13 protein-coding genes are annotated in these 13,416 nt (G+C 31.2%); 6 read left to right on the top strand and 7 right to left on the bottom strand.

The window, feature by feature from the left end; all coding sequences use genetic code 11:
- Window positions 1-119: DUF6526 family protein (locus ABY285_RS07875; RefSeq protein WP_372768783.1), on the top strand; the 119-nt coding region annotated here is incomplete at its 5' end.
- Between the two features lie 52 nt (window positions 120-171).
- Here the strand turns inward: ABY285_RS07875 and ABY285_RS07870 are convergent.
- Genes ABY285_RS07870 through ABY285_RS07850 form a run of 5 tightly spaced genes read right to left on the bottom strand, consistent with a single transcriptional unit; the run spans window position 172 to window position 5,532 of the window.
- Window positions 172-1,389, bottom strand: coding sequence for an ABC transporter permease (locus tag ABY285_RS07870; RefSeq protein WP_372768777.1), 1,218 nt, complete (start codon window positions 1,387-1,389; stop codon window positions 172-174).
- Between the two features lie 2 nt (window positions 1,390-1,391).
- A complete protein-coding gene (locus tag ABY285_RS07865) occupies window positions 1,392-2,570 on the bottom strand; it encodes an ABC transporter permease (protein ID WP_372768775.1) in 1,179 nt (392 codons plus the stop codon).
- On the bottom strand, window positions 2,563-3,555 hold the full coding sequence (locus ABY285_RS07860; protein ID WP_372768773.1) for an HlyD family secretion protein: 993 nt from the start codon (window positions 3,553-3,555) through the stop codon (window positions 2,563-2,565). Before ABY285_RS07860 ends, ABY285_RS07865 begins: the two co-directional genes overlap by 8 nt.
- A 7-nt stretch (window positions 3,556-3,562) precedes the next feature.
- The gene (locus tag ABY285_RS07855; RefSeq protein ID WP_372768781.1) at window positions 3,563-4,918 is read right to left on the bottom strand and encodes a TolC family protein; all 1,356 of its coding nucleotides are present in this window, start codon (window positions 4,916-4,918) and stop codon (window positions 3,563-3,565) included.
- Window positions 4,919-4,938: 20 nt separating this feature from the next.
- A complete protein-coding gene (locus tag ABY285_RS07850) occupies window positions 4,939-5,532 on the bottom strand; it encodes a TetR/AcrR family transcriptional regulator (RefSeq protein WP_372768771.1) in 594 nt (197 codons plus the stop codon).
- A 418-nt stretch (window positions 5,533-5,950) separates the two neighbouring features.
- Here ABY285_RS07850 and cmk point away from each other — a divergent pair, with 418 nt between their 5' ends.
- Window positions 5,951-6,643 (top strand): (d)CMP kinase, encoded by a 693-nt coding sequence (cmk, locus tag ABY285_RS07845; RefSeq protein WP_372768769.1) that lies wholly within the window; start codon window positions 5,951-5,953, stop codon window positions 6,641-6,643.
- A 1-nt stretch (window position 6,644) separates the two neighbouring features.
- Here the strand turns inward: cmk and ABY285_RS07840 are convergent, their stop codons facing one another.
- Complete coding sequence (locus tag ABY285_RS07840) at window positions 6,645-7,277, bottom strand: 7-carboxy-7-deazaguanine synthase QueE (RefSeq protein ID WP_372768779.1); 633 nt, start codon at window positions 7,275-7,277, stop codon at window positions 6,645-6,647.
- A 104-nt stretch (window positions 7,278-7,381) separates the two neighbouring features.
- On the opposite strand from ABY285_RS07840, the gene ABY285_RS07835 reads away from it, so the two are divergent.
- Window positions 7,382-8,896 (top strand): helicase HerA-like domain-containing protein, encoded by a 1,515-nt coding sequence (locus ABY285_RS07835; RefSeq protein WP_372768767.1) that lies wholly within the window; start codon window positions 7,382-7,384, stop codon window positions 8,894-8,896.
- Between the two features lie 82 nt (window positions 8,897-8,978).
- Complete coding sequence (locus ABY285_RS07830) at window positions 8,979-9,551, top strand: hypothetical protein (protein WP_372768765.1); 573 nt, start codon at window positions 8,979-8,981, stop codon at window positions 9,549-9,551.
- Between the two features lie 22 nt (window positions 9,552-9,573).
- Here the strand turns inward: ABY285_RS07830 and ABY285_RS07825 are convergent, their stop codons facing one another.
- A complete protein-coding gene (locus ABY285_RS07825; protein ID WP_372768763.1) occupies window positions 9,574-10,932 on the bottom strand; it encodes an MBL fold metallo-hydrolase RNA specificity domain-containing protein in 1,359 nt (452 codons plus the stop codon).
- Between the two features lie 368 nt (window positions 10,933-11,300).
- On the opposite strand from ABY285_RS07825, the gene ABY285_RS07820 reads away from it, so the two are divergent.
- Together ABY285_RS07820 and ABY285_RS07815 are read left to right on the top strand one after the other, a co-directional pair.
- Window positions 11,301-12,686 (top strand): serine hydrolase domain-containing protein, encoded by a 1,386-nt coding sequence (locus ABY285_RS07820; protein WP_372768761.1) that lies wholly within the window; start codon window positions 11,301-11,303, stop codon window positions 12,684-12,686.
- Between the two features lie 268 nt (window positions 12,687-12,954).
- On the top strand, window positions 12,955-13,320 hold the full coding sequence (locus ABY285_RS07815) for a cupin domain-containing protein (protein ID WP_372768759.1): 366 nt from the start codon (window positions 12,955-12,957) through the stop codon (window positions 13,318-13,320).
- Window positions 13,321-13,416 lie beyond the last annotated feature (96 nt).

Genomic DNA, 13,416 nt, shown 5'->3' with positions numbered 1-13,416 from the left:
GTTTTGCTTCTGATCGGGAATTTGTTGCCTTAGCTGAAAAAGCAGCCATGGAAAATCTTTCTGAAAATGACATTAAAAAGGCAATAAGCAATTGGAAAGCGGACCAATATCGTGTTTAAGATATAATCGATCGACTTTTAATTTATGTTAAATCTCAAATGAGTTTCTTACTTAGTAGGATACTTTTCTTTTATTATATTTTTCGTTTTGGCTTTTCATTTTTAAAGCAATCGAGGCTATTATAAAATATAAAAATGTTAATAACCATAAGTGATTCCATTCATTTAAAACTTCAACAAAAGAGGCTTCCATTTGGGTTAATTTTACAAAACCGGTTATTCCCGGAGTTGACGGAATTATTGTGGATATTAATTGATAAATTCCGGAAAACCCTTCCTTTGGAAAAGACAAACCACTTAGCATTAAAGATGGAATAGAAAGCAACACCAAAAAAAGTATAGAATCTTCTCTTCTTTTGAAGAATGAACTAAAGGCAATTCCTAAAAACACTACAGAAAATATATACGGAACTAAAAACAAATAAACAGCAAACAATGATGATCGAACAGGAATTGAAAATAACGTATAAACAATTCCTATTTGAATTGGAATAATAACTATAAAAATTGCCGTGTATAGGCACGCTTTTGCTAACAAAACAGGTATAGTTCCTCCTTTGTGTAATAACCTTGGAAAATTTTTATGTGTGGATTTATCCTCTCGTCTTGATCCTCCTAAGATACCAATTCCCATTAACAACACCAATTGTACAATTAACGCTGTTAACATAGGGATCATATAGGTTGCGTATCCTGCTGAAGTATTAAATAAACTTGTGGAAATTGCTTGTATTGGTGTGTAATTTTGTTTTGCTTGATCAGATGAAATCCCTTTAGCCATCTGTCTTTTTATAGCAATACCAGCACTATAATAACCATTAATTACCGAAACGTCTCCTAACACTTTTTTATAAAAAATCATGTTAGAGGCATCTGAAAAAGTAGTAATATTGGTTTGCTTACCGCTACGAATATTTTTCTCAAAATCTTTTGGAATAATTACAATGCCCTGTACTTTTCTTGAATAATAAGCAACTTTAGCTTCTTGTAAATCAGTATAAGTTGAAATAACTTTTGTTCCTTCAGTAGCATTTAACATCGCTGTATAATCTCTACTCATTTTTGAGACATCCTGATTTACCACTGCAACAGGTACTTCTTTTACAACCTGATTTGAGTAAATATAGGTGTACACAACCAAAATAAGAATAGCCACAGAAAAGAAGGTACTAATAACCGCTTTATCATTTTTTATTGCATTCCATTCTGTTGAAAATGCATTCCAAAAAGAAATTTTAGCTTTGTAATATGTTTTAAATAATTTTTTCATTCTTAAATACGATGATTAAATACTCCTTTTTCAAATAGATTATTTAGTTTAAACCAACCAAAGGAAAGTGGTAAAATACATAAAATCACCAAAATTACAATTGCCTTGAATGAATAAAATACAGGAAATCCTCTTTGAGATTGATCTAACAATAATTCAAAAAAATGAGTGAACGGAAAAATTTGACTTAACCACTGTAATACTTTTGGCATTCCAAAAATAGGGTAAGTAATACCTGAAAAAGATAAACTTACCGCAGCAAAACCTGAACCAATTGTTAAGGCTTCTCTAAAACTATTACTAATAGCAACAAAAAACAACGCAAAAGATTGATTGGCTAAAATTAATAGTATTAAACCTACCAATACCGCTATTTTACTTCCAAAAAATGGAAAATCTTGCCAAACATACATACTAAAAAGCATAATAATGCCAACCAATAAAAACCAAACTGTATAAGGCAATACTTTACCAGTAATTACAGCTAATAAATTTCCTTTTGTAATACTTAATAATTTATTTCCTTTACTGTATTTTAAATCCGTACCAAAACAGTAAATGGTTGTTAGCATTACAAATATTTGGAAAAACATAGCTAAAAATCCAGTATTTAAGTAGTATGAATAATTTGTATATGGGTTTGACAACACATTATTATTGGCCACAATTGGTTGATAATTAACAATGGCTTGTTGCATTGAAATTCCTTGTTTTCGTTGCTTTTCAATGTTAACTTCAGCCGAAATAGTTCCAATAACTTTTCTAAAAGCTTTATATTCTAAACCGCCAGACAATAATAAATTACTATTGTATTGATTTATAATACTAACTTGTTTTCCGCTTTTTAAATTGGCTCCAAAATTTTGTGGAATAGTAATTACTCCGTACACTTTTCCCAATCGCACTAATTCTTCCCCTTTTTGCTGACTTATAGGAAAAAAACCAATCTCAATTTCTGGTGCCGTATTTAATTGAGAAATCACATTTCTTGAAATAGAGGAGTGATCTAAATCTACAACTGCAACCGGCAAATTACGAGCAACACCTTCACTTAAAAGCGTATTAAAAAATAAAATTGAAACAAAAGGTAGTATAACCGCAAAAATAAAAGTAGACTTACTATTAAATAATAGGGCTATTTCTCGTTTTGCAATTCGTAAAGAAGGTTTCATTTTACTCATTAAATTGAGAATAGTCAATTAAAATACTCATACCAGGTCTTAATTCAACTTCTTCAGAAACTGGTGATGCCTTAATTTCAAAAGTTCTAACATCAAAATCTCCAGTTGCTTTGGTAGCATTCCAAGTAGCATAATCACCTAATGCAGCCACATAATATATTTTAAATGTTACTTCCTTATTATTCAATGCCGGTATAACAGCTTCAAATTCTGCTCCTTTTTTAAACTCAGAAAGACTCGTTTCTTTAATATTTAAAATTGCGTAACAATTTGCTAAATCCACTAAATGTACGACCGGATACCCTGCGCCGATCAATTCACCTTTTTCAGGTAAAAAATTTAAAACTTCAGCATCAATAGGAGCAATAATATTTCGTTCATTTTTATAACCTTCTAATTCAGTTAAAGCACCATCGGCTTGTTTAACCAATGCTGTTGCAGCTGCAATATCTTCACTTCTGGCTCCTTTTAAAGCCATTTGATATACACTTAAAGCAGCTTCCTGATCTTTAAACGTCACTTCTTTTTTAGCGAAAATTTCATCGCGTTGTTGTTCTGAAATCACACCATCTTTAAACAAATTCTCCATGCGAGCATATGTTTTCTTCATCACATTGGCTGCTGCTGTTGCTTTTTCATAAACACTTTTTGCAGCTTTAATTTCCTCTATTCTTGCACCATTAGTTGCTTTATTTTTTTGAGAATTTGCAGCTTCTCTTAATGCCAAAGCTTGTTGCTCTTTAGCTATAATTTCAGGACTTTCCAGCGTTGCTAACAATTGTCCCTTTTTCACACTAGCACCTTCTTTTACTTCAAAAGTATTTATACGTGTGGGTATTTTAGCCGATAAATATATTTCCTTGGCTTCAATCCTACCCTGTAACACGACATTTTTAGGTTTTGTTAAAAGCCAAACACCTGTAAGTACTAAAATTGAAATAACTACAATGCTAATAAGTGATTTTATAAATTTTGGATTTCTCATTTTAAAATTAATTTTGATTCAAGAATAATGCTGTTTTTCCTGTAAGTACCATGAGCTCTCCGTAAGCTACATTGTACTCGTATAATGCTTTTATTTTATGTAATTTGATTTCGGTTAATTTTAGCGTTGCATCTGCAACCTCAAGTGAGGTTCCTGTACCTTCGTCAAAAGCTCTCGTTCGCATAAATTTTAATTTATTTGCAAAAACTTCATCTGCATTTAAACTTTCAATTTGTTCCAATTCTTTTTGCATTGTGTTATACAATTTTTCAGTATAAGTTGATAAGTTTAACCGTGCTTGTTTATCTATTTCTTCAATTTGAGAAACTTTATATTTTGACGCTTTTATTTTATGCTCTCTTTGAAAACCATTAAACAATTCCCACTCTACTCCAACACCAACAAACCATTTAGTGTCTGCTAACGGTAAGTTATCTTTCCAAAACATATATTTTCCAAAGAAACCCACTTGAGGATAATAATCGCTATTGTCAACTTTAACACCAACTTCTGCTAATTCATGACTTTTTTTAATAGTTTTTAATTGTTTACTTTCAATTAACATTTCATCTTGAAATTCTTTTAATGATTTTACAACAGTTGGCGCAGTAAATGAGGTTGAAATAGCTGGAAGGACTTGTAAACCAATTAAATTTTGTATCGCAGTTGTCGCTAATGAAATATCTTTTTTAGCGGCTAATAATTCTCTGTTTGCATTAGATAGTGCTACTTTAGCATTTAAGGTTTCTACTTCTGCAATCATTCCATTTTCAAAAAATTTAGTAGCTTGGTTATTATGAAGTAATACCGTCTCATAGACTTCTTTTCGCAAATTTTTAGCCTCAATTGCTAGCTTCAACTTAAAATAATAAGATATTAATTTTATAGTTAATTCATCTTCTTTTAATTGATGATGATTTTCTGATAAATTTAATTTTATTTCAGAAGCCTTATTTGCTGCATTAATTTTTCCCCCGGCAAAAATAGGCATAGAAACATCAACAGAAGCAAAACCCAAATTTTTTTCTTGTAAAGTAAAATTCCAATCTCCCAACACTAATTCAGGATTTGGAATTTGCAATAAACCACCAACCATATCTCTTGGTGCATTTAAATCGACTGTAATATCCTCATCTAATCTTAAATAAGTTCCCGAAATACCAACTGTTGGCAACCTTAAACCTTTAGTTGCTTTATGTTCTTCTTCCATTGCTTTTACTTCAAACATAGATGCCTTTGCTTCACCATTTTTAGCCAGCATAAATTCTTGAGCTTCTTTTAACGAAAGTTCTTGCGCATTGGCAAAAAAAACCAGAAATAACAGCAAATAGACTAAACTTTTTTTGAATGGAGTTAAAGCCATTTTTTTAATATATAAACTCATTACTTTATATTTTTAAAAAAATTCAAAATGTTTTTTGTTAAATAAATAACATCCTCATTGGTTGTTTCTTGCCCATCAAAAATATTTTTCCTTTTAAAATTTATATAATCTACCGGGTAAACAAAAATGTGATAATGCAATTGATAAAGGGATAATGAATTGGAAATTTCACCTGATTTTACACCTATATCTTTAATGCTTTCCATTAAAAGCATACTTTTATCTTTAAGTTCAGTAGTGATTGTAAAGTTTTCATTATGAAGTAATTGATAAAAAAATTTAGAAGCAATAGGTTCATTCAAATAATAAACAACTCTGTTTTGAACGAACGATTTAATTAAAGGTTCTATACTTGTTTGATTTAATGCCAGTAAAAATTCTAATTCTTTATATAATGAGTTTACTTTATCATAATACAAATTATTTATGAGATCTTGTTTTCCTTCATAAATTCTATAAAGATAACCGCCACTTACATTTGCATTTTTAGCAATCATTGCAATTGTTGTAGACTCAATTCCATTTTCAACAATTGTTTGCATAGTGGCTTCTTTAATATGTTGTATTTTATCTTCATCTATTTTACGTGCCATATTCTATTTTTTTAAACAGAATGCAAATATATGAATAAATGTTCATTCATTAATAATAATTTTAAAAAAAAAGTAATTTCCTTTAGTGAAATTGACGAAATAAAATAAGTATATACTTAGTTTATACAATTAATTAGTTTTATTTTGTCATCTGAAATATGAAAAAAATTATGCAATTATTGTTTTTTGTTTCTATAAGCACATTTTCACAAGTTGGAGGTGAAACGATCTATAATTTTTTGAATTTAAGAGGTTCTGCAAGGTAAGCTGCCTTAGGAGCAGAACTTTTTTCGAAAAATGTGTTTAATATACGTTTAGGGTATAACTTTAGACGCTAAAGAATTACAATTGATAAAAGAACATTTGCAGGATTTACTGCTGGTTTTGGTTTAAAAATGAATAAAATTAAATTAAAGATTTGAAAAATATTACGATTGCCATAGATGGGTTTTCTTCAACAGGAAAAAGTACCATAGCCAAAGAGTTGGCAACTAAATTGAAATATGTTTATGTTGATTCTGGTGCTATGTACAGAGCGGTAACCTTATATGCCATGCAGCAAAATCTGATTTCTGAAAGTGCCTTTTTACAAGAAAAGTTAATCGATGAATTAAAAAATATCAATTTAGAATTTAAGTTTAATACTTCTTTGGGTTTTGCCGAAATTTATTTAAACGGCGTAAATGTTGAAACAGAAATTAGAAATATGAAAGTTTCAAGATTGGTAAGTAAAGTGGCTGAAGTTCCTGAAGTTAGAAGAAAAATGGTTGCGCAACAACAACAAATGGGAAAAGATAAAGGGGTAGTGATGGATGGTAGAGATATAGGAACGGTTGTTTTTCCGGATGCGGAATTAAAAATATTTATGACTGCTTCCGCAGAAAAACGTGCAAAAAGAAGATTTGATGAATTTGTGGAACGTGGAGAGCCGGTAACTTTTGATGAAACCTTGAAAAATGTGGAATACAGAGATCATATTGACACCTCCCGAAAAGATTCACCATTAGTGAAAGCAAAGGATGCTATTGAAATTGACAACTCAAGATTGACCAGAACTGAACAATTTGAAAAAGTTTACAAATTGGCCTTAAAAATTATTGAACAGGATTAAATTAAGGAATATTCAAATATTTATGTGTTTGCAGGGATACCTTCCAAGTAGGATTTTTCATCACATAATCTACAATTAAAGGCATCATTTTTTCCCGGTTACTCCATTCTGGTTGTAAAAATAATTCACATTTATCTGATACTTTAGCAGCTTGTTCTTCGGCAAATTTAAAATCATTTTTATTAAAAACAATGACTTTTAGCTCATTACATTGACTGTAAATATCATTTAAAGGCAATTTTGTTTTTTTTGGCGAAAGGCAAATCCAGTCCCAGATTCCGCTCAATTTATAAGCACCTGAAGTTTCAATATGCGTTTTAATGTTATTAGTCTGTAAAGCGGTGGTAATATAATCCAACTCCCACATTAATGGTTCTCCACCAGTAATTACAACGGTATTTGCATATTTTTTAGCATTTGCCACAATGATGTCAGCATTCGTTGGAGGATGCAGTTTTGCATTCCAGCTTTCTTTTACATCGCACCAATGACAACCAACATCACAACCGCCAATTCTTATAAAATAAGCCGCTTTTCCCGTATGAAATCCTTCGCCCTGAATGGTGTAAAATTCTTCCATTAAAGGTAGCATTTCGCCTTTATCCAATAATTCTTTTATACTTGCATTTACCATGCTGCAAATATAAGATTTAGGAACGGTAATAAATATTTGCAACTTAATTTCTTTTGAAATATTTGGTTTCAGTTTATTTCTTATTTTTATAAAAATTATTCAAAATGAATAGGGAAGAAATTTTTTTTAAGCATATAACTGAAGGGTATCAAATCAAAGGCGATTATTTTGTTTTAGGTTCGGCGATGTTAGATGGCAAAACGATAAAGGATGCTTTTGTAAAGGTTCCGTTAAAAACATTGAACAGACACGGCCTTATTTCTGGCGCTACCGGAACTGGGAAAACAAAGTCATTACAGGTAATGGCCGAAAATTTGTCTGAAAAAGGAGTTCCAGTATTGTTGATGGATGTAAAAGGAGATTTAAGCGGATTGGCGCAACCGAGTGCTGGTCATCCAAAAATTGATGAGCGTCATGCAGCGATTGGATTGCCTTTTGAAGCAAAAAATTTTCCAGTCGAAATACTTACTTTATCAGAACAAGATGGTACCAGATTACGAGCCACGGTTTCTGAATTTGGTCCAGTGCTGCTTTCCAGAATATTGGAGCTATCTGATGCCCAAAGCGGCATTGTTTCCATTATTTTTAAGTATTGTGATGATCATAAATTCCCTTTATTGGATTTAAAAGACTTTAAAAAAATACTTCAATACGCCACTTCTGAAGGAAAAGAAGATATTCAAAAGGAATATGGCTTAATTTCCATTGCAAGTACTGGCGCAATTTTGCGAAAAATAGTGGAAATTGAGCAGCAAGGCGGTAATTTATTTTTTGGAGAACGCTCTTTTGACGTTCAGGATTTGGTGAGAATTGATGAAAATGGAAAAGGTATTATTTCAATATTGCGTTTAACGGATATTCAAGACAAACCAAAACTATTTTCAACATTTATGCTACAATTATTGGCAGAAGTGTATGCGACTTTCCCGGAACAGGGCGATAGCGGTCGGCCAGAATTGGTCATTTTTATTGATGAAGCGCATTTGATTTTCAGCGAAGCCTCAAAAGCACTACTTTCTCAAATTGAAAATATTGTGAAATTAATTCGTTCAAAAGGCATTGGTTTGTTTTTTGTAACCCAAAACCCAAATGATGTTCCTGAAGATGTATTGGGACAATTGGGTTTAAAAGTGCAACATGCTTTGCGTGCTTTTACAGCCAAAGACAGAAAAGCCATCAAATTGGCCGCTGAAAATTATCCTGATTCTGAGTATTATGATGTTGATGAAATTTTAACGCAAATGGGAATAGGAGAAGCATTTGTGTCTGTTTTAAATGAAAAAGGAATTCCAACGCCATTGGCTTGCACCATGTTGCGTGCCCCAATGAGCAGAATGGATATACTTACTGATAATGAATTGAAAAAGTTGATTGGTAACTCACGTATTTACCATAAATACAATGAAGTTATTGACCGAGAAAGCGCTTATGAAATTTTAACTGAAAAAATTGAAAAAATATACGAAAAGGAAGCTGTTGAAAATAAGAAAAAGGAAGGAATGAAAACCACAAAAACATCTAGAGGCAGAGCAAGCACCAGAATGAATCCTATTTTAAAAGTGGTAACAAGCGCAAGCTTTATAAGAGGAGTGCTGGGAATTTTAAAACGGGTAATATAAAATCAAAAAATAATAAATAATTTTCAAATTCTCACATTGTAGAGCGTGTGTTTAATAAAATATTAAAAACAACAATCCGTTTATGTCTTTCTTTAAAAAAATCACTTATTTATTTTTAATCTTACTTTTACTCATTCAATGTTCCATAAAAAACGACCAATTTTTAATTGAAAAAGGAAGAGTTGGGTTGTTAAATAAAAAAATAACAGTTAAGGACTTAAATTCTATTTTTACAAAAGACTCCATAGTTGCCGTGTTATATGCTGATAAGGAAATAGACAAAAAATTATTTTCTGTTGAAAATGATGAGTATTTAATTTACTCAAAAAAGGCAAATTTATTGTTGGAAATAGTGCCTGCTAATTTAAATGATCCGTCATCAGGAATAAAAAGCATTCAAATATTTGACAATAGCTATAAAACTTCAAAAGGAATTTCACTTCAATCTACCTTTAAAGATATCAATGAAAATTATAAGATAAATAAAGTCGAAACAACATTAACTTCTGTAACCCTTTTTATTGATGAATTAAATGCCACAATTTCCATTGATAAAAAAGAGTTAGGATTAAACAGTTTTAGCAGAGAAGAAGTTACGATTGACCAAATACCCGATTTAGCAAAAATTAAATATTTCACTATTTGGTTTAATTAAAAGTATGGTAAATAAAGTTCTCTCAGTCTAAATAATATTCATTGTTTAATTTCGCAACCGTACTCTTCCACTTTAACTCCGTTTTAATTTTAGTGTTTAGAGCCTGACTTTGGTGCGGCTCTCCATGATTGATAAAGGTAAGGGTTGGCGGTTCCTTAAAGTGTTTAAGCCAATCCATCAATTCACTTTGATCCGCATGGCCAGAAAATTCATTAATCTTAAAAATTTCCGCCTTAACTTTATGATATTCACCAAAGAATTTGATTTCTGTGTCACCTGCCAACAATGCTTTTCCGCGAGTTCCTTCTGCTTGGTAGCCTACAATTAAGATACTGTGTTTTTCATCTGAAATTATTTTATCCAAATAATGCAATACCCTTCCTCCTGTAATCATGCCACTTCCAGCCAAGACAATTTTAGGGTCTTTATTGTTGACAATCATTTTAGAAGCATTAATTTCAGTAATCAAATTTACTGTTGATAGCATGCTTTTGATATCCTCGTCTGATAATTTATGGCCATTTTTATATTTAAAATAGACTTCCGTGGCATTAACACCCATCGGACTGTCCAGAAATATCGGAATATTTGGCAGTTTATGATCTCTTTTCAACAGACTTAATAAGTAAATAATTTCTTGGGCTCTTTCCACTGAAAAAGTTGGGATTATTAAAATACCGCCTTTATTGTAGGTATGATTTATGTGCTTCAGCAACACCTCATTAATTGAGGTATTTTTATGGTTTCTGTTCCCATAGGTAGATTCAACAATAAGGTAATCTGCTTTTGTAATATATTCAAAAGGATATAAAAGGATCGGTTCTTTTCTTCCTATATCGCCTGAGAAAACAATTATTTTTCCGTTCACGTCCAATACCACAAATGCACTACCTAAAATATGACCACTATTGATAAATTTGAATTTTATGGAATCTTCAATAATATTCCACGTATTCAAATCAAAGGTTTCAAAGTGGGTCATTGTAAGTTTGGCATCTTCGATATCATATAAAGGTTTGGCCGGATCGTGTTTGGTATAATGGTGTTCATTGGCTCTTCTGGCATCTTCTTCTTGTATTTTGGCACTATCCAATAAAATGATTTCTGTTAAATCTTTGGTAGCATGCGTGCAATAAATTTTACCAACATATCCGTTTTTAATCAGAATTGGAAGATATCCTGTATGATCTAAATGTGCGTGCGTCAATATTACTAAGTCCAATTCTTTGAAATCCTCGGGAATTTTTTCCCAGTTTTTTAAACGCAATTCCTTCACCCCCTGAAACAGGCCGCAATCAATCAATATTTTTTTATAATTAACTTCCAATAAAATTCTGGAACCGGTTACAGTCCCCGCTCCACCAAAAAAGGTTAGTTTCATTCTATGTTGATTTATTATTGTAACATTAAAATTAGGTTTCAATTTTTAATCATAAAATGATATGCATCAGTTTGCAATCATTGATTTTGTAGAAGCTTATGAAAATTTGATTTGTAGGTTTTTTATAATGTTAAAAACACTTATTTTGCTAGTGTTTTTGAGCAAATATTGAATATTTTTTGTATACTTGTCAAGTTTTACTTTTTTAAAAATTGTCCAGGTGCTTGTAATAGGACAAAAAAAGTGAGGTTATAAGAATTGGAAAAGTTTTAAGTATAACTTTCTGATAATTTTCATCATAATAAAATAAGAGAGATAAACTGTAAATGAGGAAACCCTATTTAACATCCGTTTTGTTAATTGTTTCAATGTTTTTTTTCGTTGAAACTAATAGCTCATCGGGAAATACTCAATTTGAACCTATTAACAATCTAAGTGCTTCATTTGCCTCCAATGATTTTGGTTCAAACTTCAGCAGGCAAACTAATTTGAATGATTTTATTTTAAAGGAGGCTTATAAGTATCCTTTAAGGGAAATACACAATTATGTTAGCCGTTTAAACAGTGCTCACCGATTTAATGGAAGCATATTGGTCGCTAAAGATGGAAAAATATTATTTGAAGAGCACATTGGATATAAAGACCCAAGGCATAAGAAATCTATTGAAAATACGGACACCTATCAGCTGGCTTCTGTTTCCAAACAGTTTACTGCTGCTGCAATTTTGTTGTTGTACCAGGAAGGCAAACTTGATTTAGACGATTTTGCTACTAAATATTTGACTAATTTTCCGTATAAAAACATTACAATTCGCCATTTATTAAACCACGTTTCCGGACTTCCAAATTATATGTGGGCGGCAGAACATAATTGGACAGGTAAATTGCCGCCGGATAACGCTGCAATGTTGAACCTAATGAACAAGTTAAAAATGCAGGCCTATTTTAAACCGGGAAGCAGGTTTGACTATAGCAATACTGGCTATTTTATCCTTGCTTCAATTGTTTCAAAAATAAGCGATCAAAGTTTGAGCGATTTTCTGGATAGCAAGTTTTTTAATCCGTTAAATATGCAGCATACTTACGTTCGTAATCCAAATGAAGAAACTGGAAAAAATGAATTATTAGGTTTTAGAAGATATGGAAGGTCATACCGATCTATTCCATTTTCAATTAATGACGGCGTTGTTGGTGATAAAGGTATTTACTCAACTGTAAGTGATTTGTTTAAGTGGAATCAATCTTTAACTGAAAGTACTATTTTAAATGATGCTGTTTTGGCAAAAGCATTTCTTCCAGGCAAAACCAACAATGGTAAAAGTGTGCCTTATGGTTTTGGTTTTAGACTAAAGCAGGAAGATGACAGTGATATGATATATCATAATGGCGTATGGAATGGATTTAGAAATACATTAAGAAGGTATGAAGCCGACAATATCACAATTATTATATTAAACAATAATAGCTTTAATTCAATCACAGCTATTTCAGAGGAACTCCATGAACTTAGTAAAGCCTTTTCAAAATATGACAGGTTTGCTTCTTTTATAGAAAACACGAATATTTATGATATTGACAATCTAAAAAAGGAGTTGGTAAATTTCAATGATATTCCAAAATCTGAATCAGTGGAAATAATAGAACAAGCAGCAAAGCTTTACTATAAACAGAACGAACGTTACCTTTCACTTAAATATTTAGAGGTTTCCGATAAGTATATCATAAATCAACAGTATCAATCATTGTTAAATTAAATCAAATTATTTCATATTTAAAAAAGTATGATTCATTCTTGTTCTTGAAGGATTGTGAAGGTTTGGATTATACTGAATACTCAAATATAACAGTTCAACCTCGGCTTCGCTTTTTTGTGCTAATTATTTTTATTTATTAATTCCTAAGGCGAAGTTTGGATTAGTTTTAAACTTTTCGGGGTCATCTTAAAATACAATTGACATATCTTAAAATAGGAGCGTAGGTTTCCTAAATAATTAATAAATTTGGATGAAATAAAATTTTAATATGAAAAAATATATTGTACAGGATTCGCCTTTTATAGTTCCTACTAACGATGGCAAATTGATTGAAGAACATTTTGGTCTGGCATCAGTGCCATCAGCGTTAAGCATTGCACATATGACTGCGCCGCCACATTGGAGCGAGCCTTTCCAAACGCCTGCATTTGATGAATATACTTACATCATAAAAGGAAAAAAACAATTTAATATTGAAGGAGAACTTGTTGTTTTAAAAGCGGGGCAATCCATAAAAATAATGAAAGGAACCAGGGTTCAATATTCAAATCCTTTTGACGAGGAATGCGATTATTTATCGGTTTGTTTACCCGCATTTTCTATAGATTTGGTGAATAGGGAGGAAGCAATTTAGTATTGATGGAGAAATTATTATTTCCATAATTTTGCATTTATTTCTTGAAATAAGTTAAAAAAAAAGTGTTTTACAAATAATTTGTAGAACACTTTT

Origin of the sequence: Lutibacter sp. (assembly GCF_041555395.1) — a bacterium.
GTDB lineage: Bacteria > Bacteroidota > Bacteroidia > Flavobacteriales > Flavobacteriaceae > Lutibacter.
The sequence above is the reverse complement of the archived record's forward strand: the minus strand, read 5'-3'. Positions and strand labels throughout refer to the sequence as shown.